The 15,937-nt window shown below is 50.8% G+C and carries 18 protein-coding genes; 2 read left to right on the forward strand and 16 right to left on the reverse strand.

The window, feature by feature from the left end; all coding sequences use genetic code 11:
- The first annotated feature begins 119 nt into the window (after positions 1-119).
- Positions 120-683 carry a tail fiber domain-containing protein gene (locus tag ACMGGU_RS10450; protein WP_420289998.1) on the forward strand — a complete coding sequence of 188 codons (564 nt, stop codon included), beginning with the start codon at positions 120-122 and terminating at the stop codon, positions 681-683.
- Here ACMGGU_RS10450 and ACMGGU_RS10455 read toward each other — a convergent pair.
- The 10 genes from ACMGGU_RS10455 to ACMGGU_RS10500 form a co-directional block, all read right to left on the reverse strand.
- A complete protein-coding gene (locus ACMGGU_RS10455) occupies positions 658-1,866 on the reverse strand; it encodes a tail fiber domain-containing protein (protein ID WP_420300519.1) in 1,209 nt (402 codons plus the stop codon). The genes ACMGGU_RS10450 and ACMGGU_RS10455 overlap by 26 nt on opposite strands.
- A gap of 61 nt (positions 1,867-1,927) precedes the next feature.
- Positions 1,928-2,161, reverse strand: coding sequence for a phage exclusion lipoprotein Cor (gene cor / locus ACMGGU_RS10460; protein ID WP_248273447.1), 234 nt, complete (start codon positions 2,159-2,161; stop codon positions 1,928-1,930).
- A gap of 107 nt (positions 2,162-2,268) precedes the next feature.
- Positions 2,269-2,940 carry a hypothetical protein gene (locus ACMGGU_RS10465; protein ID WP_420300520.1) on the reverse strand — a complete coding sequence of 224 codons (672 nt, stop codon included), beginning with the start codon at positions 2,938-2,940 and terminating at the stop codon, positions 2,269-2,271.
- Entirely contained in the window at positions 2,941-3,255 is a 315-nt protein-coding gene (locus tag ACMGGU_RS10470) for a hypothetical protein (RefSeq protein WP_229225958.1), read from the reverse strand. It abuts the gene before it with no gap.
- 41 nt (positions 3,256-3,296) lie between these two features.
- Complete coding sequence (locus ACMGGU_RS10475; RefSeq protein ID WP_420300521.1) at positions 3,297-6,485, reverse strand: host specificity protein J; 3,189 nt, start codon at positions 6,483-6,485, stop codon at positions 3,297-3,299.
- Positions 6,486-6,547: 62 nt separating this feature from the next.
- Complete coding sequence (locus ACMGGU_RS10480; protein WP_065102461.1) at positions 6,548-7,114, reverse strand: hypothetical protein; 567 nt, start codon at positions 7,112-7,114, stop codon at positions 6,548-6,550.
- Positions 7,115-7,174: 60 nt separating this feature from the next.
- Positions 7,175-7,762: a tail assembly protein gene (locus tag ACMGGU_RS10485; RefSeq protein WP_065102460.1), complete on the reverse strand. Its 588-nt coding sequence runs from the start codon at positions 7,760-7,762 to the stop codon at positions 7,175-7,177.
- A complete protein-coding gene (locus ACMGGU_RS10490; RefSeq protein ID WP_065102459.1) occupies positions 7,762-8,484 on the reverse strand; it encodes a C40 family peptidase in 723 nt (240 codons plus the stop codon). The genes ACMGGU_RS10485 and ACMGGU_RS10490 overlap by 1 nt, the downstream gene beginning before the upstream one ends.
- A 1-nt stretch (position 8,485) precedes the next feature.
- Positions 8,486-9,241, reverse strand: a complete 756-nt coding sequence (locus ACMGGU_RS10495) for a phage minor tail protein L (protein ID WP_420300522.1) — start codon at positions 9,239-9,241, stop codon at positions 8,486-8,488.
- Complete coding sequence (locus ACMGGU_RS10500; protein ID WP_065102457.1) at positions 9,238-9,585, reverse strand: phage tail protein; 348 nt, start codon at positions 9,583-9,585, stop codon at positions 9,238-9,240. The genes ACMGGU_RS10495 and ACMGGU_RS10500 overlap by 4 nt, the downstream gene beginning before the upstream one ends.
- Positions 9,586-10,281: 696 nt before the next feature.
- Between ACMGGU_RS10500 and ACMGGU_RS10505 the strand changes: the two genes are divergently transcribed.
- A complete protein-coding gene (locus ACMGGU_RS10505) occupies positions 10,282-10,542 on the forward strand; it encodes a hypothetical protein (protein ID WP_045371007.1) in 261 nt (86 codons plus the stop codon).
- 64 nt (positions 10,543-10,606) lie between these two features.
- Here ACMGGU_RS10505 and ACMGGU_RS10510 read toward each other — a convergent pair whose 3' ends face one another.
- From ACMGGU_RS10510 to ACMGGU_RS10535, 6 genes are all read right to left on the reverse strand, one after another.
- On the reverse strand, positions 10,607-13,519 hold the full coding sequence (locus ACMGGU_RS10510; protein ID WP_420300523.1) for a phage tail tape measure protein: 2,913 nt from the start codon (positions 13,517-13,519) through the stop codon (positions 10,607-10,609).
- On the reverse strand, positions 13,516-13,830 hold the full coding sequence (locus ACMGGU_RS10515; protein ID WP_084832900.1) for a DUF1799 domain-containing protein: 315 nt from the start codon (positions 13,828-13,830) through the stop codon (positions 13,516-13,518). Before ACMGGU_RS10515 ends, ACMGGU_RS10510 begins: the two co-directional genes overlap by 4 nt.
- On the reverse strand, positions 13,827-14,138 hold the full coding sequence (locus tag ACMGGU_RS10520) for a phage tail assembly chaperone (protein ID WP_023344275.1): 312 nt from the start codon (positions 14,136-14,138) through the stop codon (positions 13,827-13,829). Before ACMGGU_RS10520 ends, ACMGGU_RS10515 begins: the two co-directional genes overlap by 4 nt.
- Positions 14,139-14,203: 65 nt before the next feature.
- Positions 14,204-14,875 (reverse strand): phage tail protein, encoded by a 672-nt coding sequence (locus ACMGGU_RS10525; protein WP_046092062.1) that lies wholly within the window; start codon positions 14,873-14,875, stop codon positions 14,204-14,206.
- A 69-nt stretch (positions 14,876-14,944) separates the two neighbouring features.
- Positions 14,945-15,355, reverse strand: a complete 411-nt coding sequence (locus tag ACMGGU_RS10530) for a DUF4128 domain-containing protein (protein ID WP_257183833.1) — start codon at positions 15,353-15,355, stop codon at positions 14,945-14,947.
- Complete coding sequence (locus tag ACMGGU_RS10535) at positions 15,352-15,936, reverse strand: hypothetical protein (RefSeq protein ID WP_159125293.1); 585 nt, start codon at positions 15,934-15,936, stop codon at positions 15,352-15,354. Before ACMGGU_RS10535 ends, ACMGGU_RS10530 begins: the two co-directional genes overlap by 4 nt.
- Between the last annotated feature and the right edge of the window lies 1 nt (position 15,937).

Consider the following 15,937-nt stretch of genomic DNA (forward strand, 5'->3'; position numbering starts at 1 on the left):
TCGGTTTGGGAGACAGTTCCACGAGGAACGTCGGAACCGCGGCGGGAACGGTTGCCGCCGGGGATGACGATCGACTCAGCACTCTTGAAGGTAAAACGGGAGGGTCAATCAAAGGGGCGGTGATTGCTAAAAGAACTTCTGATTCCAACCCTGCATCAGGCGGTGAGCTTGAGTCCGTTCTGCAAAACTCTGGCGGTGCTGCTCTTTCACAGTTTCACATGTTTACTCAGATGGCTGGTAATACCCGCTATGGATTCCTTCGCGTATGGGATTCTTCGACATTTAAAGACTGGTACTTCGACCATTCCAGCGGAAATGCTTATGCTGCAGCGTCATGGGTAAATAACTCAGATCGCCGGATTAAAGATGACCTCAACCCGATTGACGACCCGCTGGGAAAAATGAAAAAAGTACGCGGCTATACGTGGGTGCGGAAAGATGACCAGATGAAAGGCTCTTTTGGGATTGGCTTTGTGGCTCAGGAGGTGCAGGAGGTATTTCCTGAGGCTGTATCACATGCCCAGGAGGGTTCTTTGACAGTAGATGGCCAAGTGATAGAGCAACCATTGGCGCTATCACCTGGTGATGTGGCTGCGGCTCTCCACCATGAAGCTATATTGGAGCTTATGGAAGAGATCGCTGAGCTAAAAAAACAAGTCAGCTCCCTTTCATCTCAACACTGAGCATCCTTTTCAGTTCGTTTACTTCGTCAATGAGAGCAAGGATCGCTTCATGGTGAAGCGCTGCAGCAACTCCGTACGTATCTGGTGAAAGAACACCTTCGACTACAGAGCCATCTGAAAGAGTAACGTTCAGCCCCTTAGAAACAGCCTCAGGAAATACTTTTTGTACTTCCTGAGCTGTAAATCCGATCCCAAATGAGCCGGTTGATTTCCATTTCCAGGTTTGCCCGCGTATTAGACGCATTTTTTCAAGCGGCTCACTAATTGGGCCATCAATATCTTTAAGTCGTTCGTCACAAGTCGGTGACCATGCTACCCCCTGGGCCACTCCATCTTGTCTGAATGACCAATAGGCCGGAGTGCCACCGAACGCAAGCTGAAGATAGCCGAAGGTTCCCGTTCCCTGTACAACCTGAGCATATAATGAGAAATCAATCCCGTTATAAACTCCTGATCTGAATCTGGAGCCAATAAGTTCAGCGTTTGTTACTGTTCCTGCTGGCGGGGTGCTAGCTGGAGATGCACCGCCGGCTTTAACCTGTCCTGAAATAACCCCGCCTGTTTTTCCATTTATGCTGTCAAAGCGAGAATCGTCACCAGCGGCCACAGTTCCTAACACTGTTCCGACGTTCCTCGTGGAACTGTCTCCCAAACCGAGGTTTGTGCGAGCGCCTGACGCGGTTGTCGAACCGGTACCGCCCTGAGCTACAGACAGCGCTGTAGACAGTCCGCTGAGCGAGGTGATGTCATTGTTTGCACCTTTTGCCGCCTTGCCTGCGAGAGAAGTGGTAATGCTATTCCAGGCTGGGCCCGTCCATGTTGTTCCATCAGGCAGAGTTATCGTTATATTGCCGTTTCCAGAAAAAATGCTTTGCCAGTTCTGTTTATCGTAATTCAGTCCACGCAGTGCTTCAGCACTTTGCGCCACCAGCGCGGCAGTGACCATGTTCAATGCCACACGGGGAACAGCTGACCAGGCTGCGCCGGATTGCGTTGGCCCAGTAAAGCTGATGACCAGCGTAAGTTGCACGTTACTCTCAACCGATTTTACGGGCAATGTGTACGGTACACCGCCCACAGTAGAGACAATAAAGTCACCTGCGGCGAGTTCTGTTGCGAATGAGGTTCCGGAACCGCCAACAATAGCGGATCCGTTTGTCAGGGTGATAGTTCCTGCAGACATCTGTACTCCTTACGGGCAATAAAAAACCCCGCCGGAGCGAGGTTTATTCAAATATGACTGACTATTGGCAGGTGGTACTACTGAACGTGTTTTCGCTAACCCATGACCAGTTAAATGGGTAACCGGCGCGGTACTGGGTCTGATTACTTTGCTTCCGCACTCCGTAAATCTGGACGATGTTCTCCTGTCCGCCGATTAGGGCCGTTCCGGTACATATGGGATGCTGCTTCTGAAGAACGCCAGCGCAACCAGAGAGCAATGCAGCCACCGCCAGGCAAAGAATCATGTATTTCATAGTGGTTATATCCCAGGGTATTCAAGAGGTTAAACAATAACAAGATGAATCAAAGGGATATAATTGATTCTGTAGATCAATTTCATAAGATTGATCGCTGAAAACGATCAATCGTAGTTGGCGCAGTTGATGGCCATAATCACGTTTCTCAGATTAGAATACGCGACGTTCTGAAGGTTTCCGCTGGGCGTTGTTTGTGGTCTGGCGAATATTCGCGTATTGCCTCCCTCAAGTTTTGCCATACTCTTGTAAATCGCCGAGTAGGGCTGCGGCTGGCCGCCGGCCGATATAACTCCAGTAATTAGACCCAGCATGGCAGGTATACAGGCCCATTTCCCCGCCAGCGTGGTATTGATGTTATAACCTGAACTTGCATCTACCCCGGCAGTACCGAGGGTTACCACATCACTGAGTGTGCGCGTTTCGTTTGTCAAAATAAGCGTCCCTGACGCATCCCAGACGGCCAGCCCGAAGTCTGGCTTTGTCTGTGGGAAAATAGAGAAAAAATAAACGTACGCTGTGCCGGTTGCATTTGGTCTGAGGAAATCAACCGTAATAGTGTTCCCGCTTATCGTCTGGGTGATTTCCGCCTCAACCGTGCAATGAACGAAGGCGGCAACGGGCTGCCCTGAGGGAAATGTGTGCGTCACTTTGGTATTGAAACCCGATGTCCCCTGTAGTTCTGCTGTCTTCCGTGCCTGCAACGAAATAGGCGAACTGTTAGCGGTGACCCATACTTCTCCGGCCGTAGTCGTCAGTAAAACGCCATACTGCGCCATTTATGCCCTCTCTATCTGGAAAATGAGATACGCCGCAGCCGCAGGCTCAGTCCCTGCGGAGTAGTCGGTATCGCCTACTGCCGATACCGTTGCGGTGCCACCTGAAATAGTGATCTTCCTCCGGCTCGTTCCCCACTGATCACCGTTCATGATCTGAAAATAAGTCAGCTTACACCCCGGTGGAAGCACGACTGAGTAAAAGCCTGTTTTCTGGTTCTGAGCCAATTGAAGATATCCACTTACACTGACTGGCTTAATCCCATAGTTGTTCACCCTGCCTGAGGCGTCCCAGGTTTCAACACCGTACTGAGCCATAGCTGTTCATCCTAAAAAGGGCCCCACCTGAGGCCCAATGTTTACCATGTTCCCGTGATTCTCCCGATCTGCACCCTCAACACATTGTTGGCGTCACGCACACTGATTGTCTGGTTTGTCTGTTTCATGGCTCCCTCTCCAGCTGTCGAACCGTAGTTCTCGAATGTTCCTGATTTATCCAGCCTCCATCCGACAGACCCAGCAACGTAGTTATTGGACTGGATGAAGTCGCCGATTTTGGCATTGGTGATCGTGCCATCCTGAATAAATGCGGAGCTCATAAAGACTTGACCATTGATGACAGCGAACGGAGAGTACTGGGTATCACCGCTGCCGCTCATCAGTACAAACTGGTTAGCGTTGAAACCAACTCGGGTGACTACCGGCTTCCCCGCCTCTGCAAGCACTGCAATAGACATCCCGGCGTTGTACATCACCCCGTTTATTCTCACACCTGTTTTGAGGGTGTAGATTGCCGAAGCACCGGAGGCATCTACGACGGCTGTAAGCTTGTCTTCCAGAGAAGCGGTGACGTCCTCTATCTGCGCCTGTACCTGCGTCGAAAGTTCGGCCATTGCCTTATCAACTTCAGCAATCGTCGTTTTAACAACCAGAATATCGGCGCGCACTTCCCCGTATTGTGCCCACTGGTGCTCAACTGTTCCGTGGTTCGCCAGGGCGTTTTGTAGTATTCCCTCAATGTTTGTATCTATGTCACCAGTGAGGCGATCCCCATCAGAAGAGGTAAGAAAATCGTTAGCGATATCACCCAGATAATCATCGGCGTTATCGTTAGACATCCCCCGGATCCAGTCGGTATACCCGGACTCGTTACCCGTTCTGTCGACAAGCTGTGCGCGGTACCAGAATTCCTGCCCTGCTCTAAGGCCGAGCTGGGTGTATTCCGCAGATGGATAAGGCACGTCTGAGAGCAAAAATGGATCTGAAAAGTCACTGTTTGCTGTGTACTGAATTTCCGTTTTTAGCGTATCGCCGGTGTTTGCCGGGAAACCCCAGTTAAGACGAATCCCCCAGTTAATGCCCGTGGCTGTGAATCCTACTGGCTTAGGTGGATTGCCAACTTTGCCGGTCAACGTCTTCTCTTCTGAATATCCCCATCCTGAGGAAATTTCAGCGGCATTGATTGCACGCACGCGCACCAGGTAGCGCCCGGCATAAATCCCCGGGACGTCGAATGATGTGGTGGAGCTGCGCGGCACGTTAACCCAGTTCCCGTCGTTGCGGCGCCATTGCGCCTCATAGGCGATAGCATTTTGAGCCTGGTCCCAGCTCACGCGCATGGTTTCGACGCTGATATTCTGCTGCACCACGGAAAACGAATTGATCGCGATCTTGCCTGGTGGCGACTGGTTACCAGGAGGAATGACACTCACCGGCCGCTGATCTATAACGGCACCTGTATCGATACGGGCATATTTATCCGGATCGTGATTTGCCCCCGTGATGGTATATGTCCCGTCATTGTTATCGGTGACACTAACCACCCTGTACTGCTGCGCATAGAGTTCATCACTTTCAATAACCCATACAGCCTCGGCCTGTGGAAGCTCGCTAAAAGCGGTGGTCACGGTGACCATTTCACCTGACAGGGACTGAATCGTTCGGGATTGGGTGATACCCGACGGCAGGTTTACCATTATCCTGTCACCGGCCTTAGCACTTGGTACCCGGTCAAGTTTGAGTACACGACCATTAACCGCGGATAATCGACCGCCTAAATCTCTCCCTGAAAGATTTCGGTCAGAAACAGCAATTATGTAGCCCGGCTGAGGAATATTGCCGTCCAAGCCAACGTCAAACGTTACAACCCTGTCTTTATTGTTGGTCAGGATCCCCCAGCGCCCTTTTCTGTTAGCCTCAGACTGCCGGGTGCAACCAATGGCGGTGATCTCAAGCTGGTTGAAACCATAGCGCGCCACCAACTCCTGTTCGAAGACTGGCTCCATTGCATCAGCATACCCATTTGCCGGATCAGACCAGGAAACAAGAGCGTTTGTGTAGCGACTTTTGGTTGTGCTGCTGGAATATACGAATTTGCCGTCGACAACGTTAGCATGCGTGTAGGTAAAATCGACATCTCTGGGCATGTCCGCAAGGGCAACAATCTGGTCATCTCCCCAGTAGGTCATGCCTCGAAAAATGGCGGCGAAGTCACGCAGGACGGTGTAAGCGTCATTTCGATCCTGAATGTATACGTTGCAGGTGTAACGAGGTTCAGTTCCGCTACCACCCTTACCATCCGGTACCGGTTGATCACAATATTGAGCGACCTGATAAAGCGTCCATTTGTCGATATTGGCTGCCGTTAGCCGATTACCAAGGCCGAAGCGGTCAGTGACCACCAGATCGTAAAATATCCACGCAGGGTTATCCGTCCATGCCCACTTAAAAGCGCCCGTCCAGGTACCGCTGTACGTTCGTGTTTCGGGGTCATAGTTATCGGGCACACGAATAACACGCCCGCTGGGCTCGCAGGAAATTTGCGGAATTGAGCCATTGAACTGGCTCGAGTCAAATTCGATGTATAGTAACGCGGTATTCGGATAACGCAGTTTGGCGTCGATTACTTCCGTGAAGCTTTGCAGAGTCAACTTATCGCCGATCTTCGCGCTATTTGCGTCAGCTGTAATCTTACGCAGCCTGATGGTCCAGGTGCTGCCAGCCTGAGGAAAATCGATACGGTGGCTGCGCTCGTAACCAGAAGTCGTTTTGCCGGTCACGCTGGTATTGAGTACCGTCTGCCATGTGCCACCATCTGTCTGCAGGTCAATTGCATAGTTGACCGAATAGCCAACCAGATCGCCATCGTCCTCCTGTTTGAAGAGAGAAGGCCATTTTAGACGCAGGCGAACAGCTGAAAGCTGCGTATTGGTAAAAGTACGCGTCCATGCGGTGGTGCTGGAAACTTCGGTACCCACGTTAATTTCGTTTTCGGTACCCGGGATCCCTTGAATGTATTTTTGCGCCTGAGTTCCAGAACGAAACTCCCACGTCACACCGCTGAAGTTCTGTGAACCATCTGCGTTCTCAAGTGCGGTGCCATCGAGATAAATATCGCGCGCAGTAAGGCCACCAGCAAATTCACCCTCTCCCAGCGCGAGAAGGATTTTTGCCTTGGCTACTGACTGCAGATCGTCTGGCTGTTCTGTAGGAGTTCTTGAGCTTGAACTGCCGCCCTTGCGGCCTTTAATAGCGGTTGCTATAGCCATATTGCGCCCATAAAAAAAGCCACCCAGAGGTGGCCATGATTAGAACAATGTTGAATTAAATATTATTTGATAAGCAAACCAAAATAATAGTGTTCATCGAAAATACGGAGAAAGCGAATTGCACAATTACGAACGTACTCTAATTGTTTCGAGCGAGGAATGTCACCGTGTCGCGGATAGTTCAGGTAATAATACCCAACCTCATATTCATAATTATTTATAAAATCATCATGCAATGCGCTCCAGTACGTCATTACTCTATATAAAAGGCCATTTGGCAAGTCATACCATTTAACAAAAGTTCTAGTTAATTCACTCCAAACATCATCCTCAAGTTCAGCATAGGCGAGCTTTTTGAATGTTAGTCTCATTGCCAATATGAACGCGACTCGTTCAGTTGGCATCACTTCTCCAATCTCATCAACGTAGCCATCAAAATAGCGAAACACCTCATCTTTCGAGATTTCCTTATCTAATCCCAAAGATGCCAAAATCAAAAGATTTGAAGACTCATTGCCGGCAGAAATCTGGTTTTCAGCCCAGTCTGTGAACGCCCTTCTGTCCAAACCAGGCTCGTTTAATTTTCTTAATCCAAGCAAATCTTGAAAGTCTATAGCATAACCATCCATAAGCATTTCCAGTCTTATAATGCGTTATTTCAAGAAGATACTCTTTGTTTGGCACTATAGCTACTGCTGATCGTCAACATAAATGCCAGCAGAAATGATCGCTCCACCGATGCGGCGCTTGCCGTAAAGGAGCGGCACAGGATAACCCTGGGCTGTCGTATTGGTTACTCCCCCAAAGGCATAACTGGCCTTATTGTCTGCCGATTGCTTGCTGGCAAGTCCGGTTGTCTGTGGAGAGAGCATTTGTACGACACCGCCCAAGGCCATTGCCCCTCCGATCTGGAACATAATGTTACTCGCTGCGATACCTACTCCAGGCATCCATACTGCAGCAGCAACAAGTGCAACGCCGAGGATGGTTTGGAAAATACCCCCTCGCTTACTACCAACGATAACTGGTGCGATGCGAATATCAGCGGAGCTCTGATCCATGACGAGTTCATCATTGTTCAGGTTACGCTTACCGCTGAAAACAGCGTAGGTTAGGCCGCGCTGCTTGCTGGTATTCAAAAAACGCTCAAAGCCTGGCACGATAACGCACAATGCGCGGATGGCTTCTTTTGGTGAGGCTACCGAAAGTTGGAATTCGCGGCCAAACGTAGTACCCAAAACACCATATAGGCGAACAATACGGACGGGTTCGCACATTATCCCTCCTGCATGATTAGGTTTTTATGCCTGACAATTTTCATGGTTCTCTCCATCCAGTAACCTCCATATGGCACACGTTGACTGAGGTGACCATAAAGATGATGGAGAAGCATGTTCCCCTCCAGCAAGATCCCTGAATGGTTCCACTTATTCGATTCCACCTGCATGATGATCAAATCGCCCGGCATTGGTGATCCACTAAATTCGCGGAAACCACATTCGTACCAGCAATCCTGATAGAAATTATCCGGATAGGAGTCCTCCCACCACGGATAATCAACACGGTAATCCTTAAGTTCGACATCAAGCTCCTGCCGGAAATAGCTCATTACCAGCCCCCAACAGTCGTAGTGTCCGAGCACAAACGGGCGCCCGAGCAACGGTAATTCGCCGCGGGGAGTAATGGTACGAAAGTCTCCTTCCGGCCAACTGACAATGTGCCAGGGCAGCAACGTTGCATCGCATTGAGCCTTGTCCAGTTCGCTTGGCTGGGTCGTCGCGTCCGGGTGGCTATGTACGATTCCCGTTATCGTCCCCCAGTCTTCAGCAGCAGCGTAATCCTCTGGCGCAAGGTGAAACTGTTCCGTTGGTTCGACAGCCAGATTACGGCATGGGAAATAGCGTTCCACCCGGCTTTTCTGCGCTATCACGCCACAGCATTCGCGGGGATATTCTTTCGCAGCATGCGCCAAGATATCCTGAATTGTTTTCTGACGCATGTTAGCTCCTGATCAAAGATGTTCCAGGAAAACCACCGAAAGGAAGTTCATTGTTTTCACCAAACCGAAGCTTGCAGGCGGTGAGCGTGCCGTTGCATTCATCCAATGAGGGATCGCTTACCGGATTGTTGTTTCTGTCGAAGTAAAGCGTGCCGGCATAATCGCACCCATCGCCGGTGCGGTACCTATTCCGGATGCACCATGTGCAAAGGGAATGCAGCTGTCTGGTCGGAATCATCAACCCCTGCAGATCCATCGGGCTGGTAAGAAAAAACTCGATACTTTCACCGGGAAGCTCGCTATTTTTAGCGTCGATATAGAAAACCCGCTTTCTCACCTGCAAGGGATCTGCTGTTGGATTTCCATCCGGGAAATTGCGCGCATCCAGGTAATGCGCAAAAGTGTCATGAATCGTAACTTTGGCCTGCAGCATATCGTCATAGGCCAGACAGAGCGCAGTGATAGAGCTGTCAATGTTGGCAACAGTGAGCGTCGGCTGGGCGCTACTGCCATCGGTTGAAGCTTCCAGTCCCTCGAGCTTATATGGCCAGGCACCATACTCTTCGCCCTGCCACCAGATACTCTTCGCCTTTAACTTTGATTCGTCGCCACCAGCAGCCGCAATCTCCTCTTCAGTATGCGGGAGGTTATAAGCGTGAAAGCGCAGAACGTCGTCCAGACCAAACGCAGAACCGTCTACCTCAAGAAGACGTATTTTTTCACCCGGTTCGAGGCGTTGATAATCTTCAGTAATCATGGTGCGTATGCCTGTTTGAAGGTTGCTTTTATGGTCATCACTTTGCTGGATAGCGGCTGGGCTTTAATGGAATCAGCTTCAATCCGGTATAAACCGGTTTCGCCAACAGGAGACGTCCAGATAAAGGATTTTGTGATGTGCTTGCGGCAAAAACTCAGCGCATCGAGCATCTCTGCTTTTTTTCCCGTTAAGGTCATCGGCCATGACTGTTTTTCAGGGTTGATGCCTTCACCGGCGATCTGTTCAAACCCGTCTCCGAAGGATGCAGAGCGTGTAGCGTAAGTGAGCTCCCCTTCCATTCCCGCCTGAATCTGGGTTCGCCAGATAAATGTTTCGATCGCCAACTTTCCTCCGGGTATAAAAAAACCCGCCGAAGCGGGTCAATTGCTTAACAAAAATGATGTGTTCTTAAATGGAGTAACGTTGAAGTGCTGTCTGGCCATAAAATCAATAAGGTAACATCGCGCGGATTTCAGCATACCATTCGTTGACAGCGGGGATATCCCTTAAGAGCCAGAATCCTACGCCAATTAGCAAGAAGCTCGCTCCAAACTCAAAGATAATGCTGAACCAGTATTCAAAGGGCCTGGCATCCTTGTGAATGTACTCCTTTCGACTCGTTCCCTTGAATGTTTTGGTATAGATTCCCTTGCGCAGGTAGCCGAAAGACTGAACCAATGTTATAGGACCAATCAAAAAACAAGCACATACGGTAAACCAATATGAAAATCCCATCGCCCTTCATCCATTCATTGCATTAACACTATTATCGCATAGAAAGAATGCTAAATACCTACGATTGAAGGGTTAGTTATCACCAAGAACAGTAGTGGGATTCGTTTAATATTAATCTTTTGAAATGTTGTCGACGAACCGTGCGTTTTTGTGATTTGATAAAAAAACTCAAAAAAAGTCGAAGCGGTCTCCCCTTCACATATCTAGCAAAATGCGGGTTATGGAAAGATATCTGTCTCAGGCAGTTAAAAATACCCCACTATAAATTTAGGTTAGAGCAACCCAATATTCGCGATTGAAGTCCTATGAACAGACTGACGACACTATATATTAAAGCGCGGGCCGGGCTGTCTCCCTATGAAAAGACACCTGAAGCATCATTGATTAAAATGGCTAAGAAATGTGGCCGCAATGAAATAGCCGCCATTAACATCAGGCTCAAACAGTTCCGCTCTGAACTAGCGATGGTTGAAGAGTGGGATGGAGATCAGCAGGATATGATATGGGATGCAATTGACGAGCATTGTAAGTTATTACAACTGATCACCGACAAACAGCCCACCTGAGTAGGCTGTTTGTCGTGCTAATCGTTAGAGCCATGGAACGGTATTTCGAAGGACTGACTAAGCTTCATCGCGTTCCTTTTATTGCATTCCATAAAGGCGTCCCCGGCCGCTGCGCCTGCTCAGATATTACGTTAACTATTGCCGGCTTGAGCTGTTTGATGATATCCACATTATTTGCTGGAGCCGACCTTGTCGTTGGTTGCTCACGTCCCTGAATCACAACACCACCGACATTAACATTTATAGCGGAACTACCTCCCTGTAACCCGAACATCGGTGCGTTTCCGACGTAGCCGCCGTTTGCATATCCCTGAGCTCCACGCATAAGCGCATAGAGATTGCCAACACCAAGTGCACTGGTCGCTTCCTTCGTAAATACAAACTCACCACCATGAACTACGCCTTTCGGTTGGTATTTACCGCCATCACCGGTGTAACCGCCGCTATCGAATCCCGGCACCAGACCACCACCAGAGAAACCAAAGAACGCACCGATACCCGTTCCACCAAACGCTGACTTCATTCCATTAACCAAAGCCAGTTGTGTCAGCATCTGGGCGATGCCCTTGAGGAAAGTAGAAAGGAAGTCTGAGAAGTTAGATTTACCTGTAGTAAAAAAGTCGGTGAGCGTGCTGGCCATCCCGGCGAACGCATTGCTGGTAATCGTCTGCACCTGCGAGTAAACATTAGTCGCGCTGTCCTCAAATTCAGCCCAACCCTTTTTCACGCCGGTCAACCAGTCGCCACGCAACCTGTCCTCTGCATCATAGTAATCATTCGCCGCCTTAAGCTGCTTCTGATAGCCCTCGTCGTCAAGCGTGCCGCCGGAGTTGAACCAGCCAGAGGAAAGCTGGCTCTTTGCCAGCTCACGTTGAGCCTGACGGTCACTCATCCCGGCACCGTTCACTAATGCAGCCTGCTTCTCTGCCATCTGTGTGACGTATTTCTGCGAGGTATCCATTCGCTTGTTCAGCTGTTCCTGTGCGGTAATCTGATCACCTAACAGGGCTTTCTGCCGTGCCAACTGAAGCACCTGGTCTTTACTCGCCAGCAGGGATTGCTCCTGCTTTGTCAGAGAGCGAGATCGGGAGGCCTCCTCCAGCACCTGAAATTTCGCTTCAGTCGTCCACAGATCTTTGCGCTGCTGGCTGATAGTGTCGTTCAGCCCTTTATGCTGCTGCAGCGCGCGTAACTGAGACTGAAGCGCCAGCAACTCGGCCTGGGCAGCATCCGTGCTGCGATCGCCAGCCGATAAAGTGCCCTGCTTTCCGGTTTGCGTCTTTTTATCAAAAGAAGCGACTCCTTCCCGATCCTTCTGGGTGGTTGCGGTACTTATCTTTCTGGTCGTATCGAGGTATTTACCTGCACTGATATCAGCGGCATCCCAGTCTTTTTTCAGCTGAGAGACGCTGTCGCCATAAGCGCCGGCCATTTGTTCGTTGTAGTCCTGCCATCCCTGCAAAGTATCTGTTTTCGCCCAGTCGGGAACGAGGTTAATCGCGGCAGCGATAGAGGAAGAAATGATCTGGTTCAGCTTCTGGAAAACGATCGCAACGCTGTAATAAATTGCGTTGAATTCCTTCAGAGTATTTGATGCCAGCTCAGCTACCCACTGACCAATACTCTGCATGGCCTCAGACGCCCAGCCTTTGATATCCAGCCACAGGCGACCAAACGGTGTCAGCGAGTCATAAGCCTGCTCTCCGCGCTCAGCCATTGTGTCGCCAAACAAATCCATGGCCTGTGTAACTGCAGCAGTCTGGTCCTTCTGCTTCACCAGCTCATCAATGTGCTTAAGCTGCGAAACAGTCAGGAAGTTGTATTGTTCGTTTAGACTCTGAAGGGCTTTAACCGGATCCTTTTCAATATCCTGATATGCCTTGGTGATGTCCTGCGCCGACACAATACCGGTTTGAACTGCAAGTGCCGTAGAGCCCGCCGCTTTTTCGAGCTGCTGCTGTGTGAGCGAACCCATGCTAATCAGTTCAGTCATTAGACTCTGAACGGTTCCTACAGTAGCGCCAGTAGAGGCAGCAATAGACTGGGAGGAAGCCATGATCTGGAGCGCTGACGTGCCGGCAATGTTGCCAGTTCTGATAATAGCCTTGTTGATTTCGTCGTAGGCGGTGAAATAGTCCGCTCCCGCTTTGGCCGCAATCAGTACAGCGCCAGCCAGGCCACCAATGGCCACTCGGGCAGGAGTCACCATCGACAACATCGCTTTCAGAGCATTGCCTACACCGCCAAACGAATCGCGCAGCTGGCCGCCCTGCTGAATGGCCACCATATAAACCGGCATACCGGACGCCAGTGAGGTCACAATGTCGGTCATTTGCATCGGGAGATAACGCATCGCGTTGCGGTATTGCCCCGCGCTGATCGCTCCTGACTTCCACGCTTCCTCCTGCTCTTTCAGTCGGGCGATCATCGGTGCAGCACGATCGGACACGCCAAGTTGGGCTGCTTTTAGCTCTAACAGTTCTGCGCGCGTTTTTCCGATTGCTGTGACCTGCTCTTCCAGCGAATCGATAAAGGTTTTGCCCGCAGCAGCTGCACGCTGCGCTGCCTGAGCCTGCTCAATGCGAGCCCGCCCCTCTGCGGTTTCAGACTCCATTACCTGTGCCAGTTTTGCCCGCGTCGTCTCAAGCACGCTGTTGTAACGAGAAAAATCCTCGTCTCCCACCAGCCCTTTACCGCGAAATTTCGCCAGGCTCTCCTGGATAGTGTCCAGTTCATCCAGCGCCTTGTTTACCGGGCTGATTTTATTCAGCAGGTTCTGCAGCTCCTGACGCTGTTGCTTCAGGCTTTCGCTATTTTTCTTTTGGTTATCGATACCGGTACGGAACGTACTGTTCAGGTCATCCGCTTTACCTGCCGCGGCGGACGCCGTCTCCTGAAAGCGATCCAGTGCCTGGTTACCACGCTCCAGCTCACTGGTATTTACACGCAGGGAAATCGTGGCGATATCGTTACTCATTCCGCTCTCTCTTTATGCATAATTTTTAGCGCAGCACTTTCCATCACCCGGATATCCGAAAGCGCGGTTGCCTCATCGTCGACGTTGTGCAGGCGCATCACCCAGGACAAAACGTTGTAGTCGAGTCCGGATGGCCCGCCCATACCCGTTCGCCATTGCGTGCTGACGGCCTGAAATACGAGGAATGAAGACCAGATATCAGGCCAGACGTCGATGTATTGATCGTCGTAGTCATCCGGCGTAAGCCCGTATGGCGCCAGGTCTGCCGCTGTGGGTTCAGGCGTATAGAATGCAGAGGCAACCGCTATCAGTTTTTTTCGCGCTGCCCCATCAGTTCGCGATAGTAGGTTTCAGGGATAGCCTTCATTGCAGCCGGATAGTTTTCCAGCAGCACCGACAGATTCTCCGCGTTGAATGCATCGGGGAGCGCCCAGCCAGAAATAATTTCCATCAGAAAATCAGTGGCAGTTTTGCCTTCGAGTTTTTCCAGGTCAGCCAGTTCTTTAAGTGGTTTGTGATTAAACGTGAACGTCAGCACGCCATCCTCATCGCCGGCTCGGGGGATTGAGACATTGGCCTTAAATGTTGGTTTGGGCTGAAGAGTGAATTTGGTCGCCATCGATACCTCTTAACGAAAAAAAGCCTCCGTTATGGGAGGCTTGGAATAGTGAAAGCTCTGACGGGTCAGGCGGCAGCGTCAGTCACCTTGTAGAACGTCATCGCCGGTGACTGCAGGTTCAGCACAACACTTACTGTCTCTACCTCGTTAACCGCAGTAGTTGGCGTATCGTCAAAGGACGCCGTGGCCGCCCAGTAACGGTTTTCCTTCGCCTTCGGCACGTACATGTAAGCCGCAACCGTCTCTTCGTCTTCGTCCAGTTGGCGCAGCAACGGATATACCGGGAGAGTTGAGTCATGCGCGATCGAGTAGGTCTGGGAGACTGCGGATTTATAGGTATTCAGGTTGCGCTGGCGATCATCGCTGAGGAACTGAATCTGTGTGGTGTTCTGATCGCCACCAGATTTCGACACCTCAGTTATTTGCGGCAGCTCGGTCCATTCAAGCACCTTACGGATCGAACCGGTACCGCCACCAGCGGCATATTTGTTTTTGTTGGTGGTATTGATATTGCGAAGGGTTACGGCGCTTTCTGCAATCGCATCAATTTTTGCAATTACGTTATCAACACCGGACCAGTTGCAGTTCACATGAACAATATCACCCACCTTGAGTGCGTCCGCTTCACTCACGGTGATCACCATATTTTCGGCGTTCGTCGCCCCGGTGAAAGTAATGGCTGGGCCATAACCCGATGCCAGATAGACGTGAGCGCCGTTAGGCAATGCAAAGCCCATATTGGTTACTCCTTTAGAAACGGGAAAACCGGCTCAAGACCGGTCAGTTGTGGGACATCACAGAGGGAATCAGTTGGTAATGTCTGCCCGATAATTCAGGCTGACAGGAACGGTGTAGGACACAGGTGTAGGAACGCCGCGGAATATGCCAGGCGCGCTGCTAATCCAGCAGGTAAAGTCTTTGCCTGCAATTTCCAGCCCCTCGGGGAACAATTCAGCCACGCGGTCAGCCAGAGCCACAACATCGGTACGGCCTATGCCGACAGGGGCCACAACGTTAATCTGGTATACACCTGAATAAATGCGGCAGCGCAAACCAAGGTCCAGCGTACGCGGTGTGGCGGGCATGTCATGGACAGCAAGATAGAACCCATCAGATGGCGGTGTGAAAGGCACGTTTTCCCAGGCTACTGGGATCCCTTCAGCATCAGCCCACTCGCCGAGTCTGGCGGCCAGCGCCGCCGCGATATCGGGAATCATTTAGTCACCTCCCTTACTGCTTCCTCAAAAAATCGCTGAAACTCAGCAGCAGTAATGCGTACCATCCCTCCCGGAGCCTGGGAAGAGTGCCCCATCTCCAGTCGATACGCGTAAGGGACGTTGTTGCAGAAATAAATAGCCTTCATCCCGACTTTGAACAGCGACAGCGTGTAATTGCCGGCGGCTTTTGTCAGATTTCCGGTTTTATCGACACGGCCCGTTTCATCAGTGGTCGGTGCATCAAAGGATACCTGCCAGTTACCTCGAAAACGGCCGCCCGTATAACCCGGAGGCGCTTTGACATCCATCCCATCCACCAGCCGTGCCTTTTTCTTTAACCGTCCGGTTTTAGTCAGATTATTAGGGTCCGATTTTTGCGCTTCGTTATGGTCGTATACCGCCTGATTGTAAGAGGCTGCCGTCTGGTTGATGCCCCAGAGTTCGGGGTTGCCGACAGGTGACATCAACACCAGTTGATTAAGGATCCGAATGCCGACAGCACGTACGACCGCTTCCTGATTCGCTTTGGCTTTGTCCACGAACGCGGTGATAGCAGCCGTGAACGCCTTATTATCGCTCATG

The organism is Enterobacter sp. BNK-8, assembly GCF_048685095.1.
Lineage (GTDB): Bacteria > Pseudomonadota > Gammaproteobacteria > Enterobacterales > Enterobacteriaceae > Enterobacter > Enterobacter quasiroggenkampii.

What these genes read in the sequence shown, in the direction of transcription:
- ACMGGU_RS10455 (WP_420300519.1), bottom strand. Translation starts at nt 1,866, where the DNA reads ATGTCTGCAGGAACTATCACCCTGACAAACGGATCCGCTATTGTTGGC.
- cor (WP_248273447.1), bottom strand. Translation starts at nt 2,161, where the DNA reads ATGAAATACATGATTCTTTGCCTGGCGGTGGCTGCATTGCTCTCTGGT.
- ACMGGU_RS10465 (WP_420300520.1), bottom strand. Translation starts at nt 2,940, where the DNA reads ATGGCGCAGTATGGCGTTTTACTGACGACTACGGCCGGAGAAGTATGG.
- ACMGGU_RS10470 (WP_229225958.1), bottom strand. Translation starts at nt 3,255, where the DNA reads ATGGCTCAGTACGGTGTTGAAACCTGGGACGCCTCAGGCAGGGTGAAC.
- ACMGGU_RS10475 (WP_420300521.1), bottom strand. Translation starts at nt 6,485, where the DNA reads ATGGCTATAGCAACCGCTATTAAAGGCCGCAAGGGCGGCAGTTCAAGC.
- ACMGGU_RS10480 (WP_065102461.1), bottom strand. Translation starts at nt 7,114, where the DNA reads ATGGATGGTTATGCTATAGACTTTCAAGATTTGCTTGGATTAAGAAAA.
- ACMGGU_RS10485 (WP_065102460.1), bottom strand. Translation starts at nt 7,762, where the DNA reads ATGTGCGAACCCGTCCGTATTGTTCGCCTATATGGTGTTTTGGGTACT.
- ACMGGU_RS10490 (WP_065102459.1), bottom strand. Translation starts at nt 8,484, where the DNA reads ATGCGTCAGAAAACAATTCAGGATATCTTGGCGCATGCTGCGAAAGAA.
- ACMGGU_RS10495 (WP_420300522.1), bottom strand. Translation starts at nt 9,241, where the DNA reads ATGATTACTGAAGATTATCAACGCCTCGAACCGGGTGAAAAAATACGT.
- ACMGGU_RS10505 (WP_045371007.1), top strand. Translation starts at nt 10,282, where the DNA reads ATGAACAGACTGACGACACTATATATTAAAGCGCGGGCCGGGCTGTCT.
- ACMGGU_RS10510 (WP_420300523.1), bottom strand. Translation starts at nt 13,519, where the DNA reads ATGAGTAACGATATCGCCACGATTTCCCTGCGTGTAAATACCAGTGAG.
- ACMGGU_RS10520 (WP_023344275.1), bottom strand. Translation starts at nt 14,138, where the DNA reads ATGGCGACCAAATTCACTCTTCAGCCCAAACCAACATTTAAGGCCAAT.
- ACMGGU_RS10525 (WP_046092062.1), bottom strand. Translation starts at nt 14,875, where the DNA reads ATGGGCTTTGCATTGCCTAACGGCGCTCACGTCTATCTGGCATCGGGT.
- ACMGGU_RS10530 (WP_257183833.1), bottom strand. Translation starts at nt 15,355, where the DNA reads ATGATTCCCGATATCGCGGCGGCGCTGGCCGCCAGACTCGGCGAGTGG.
- ACMGGU_RS10535 (WP_159125293.1), bottom strand. Translation starts at nt 15,936, where the DNA reads ATGAGCGATAATAAGGCGTTCACGGCTGCTATCACCGCGTTCGTGGAC.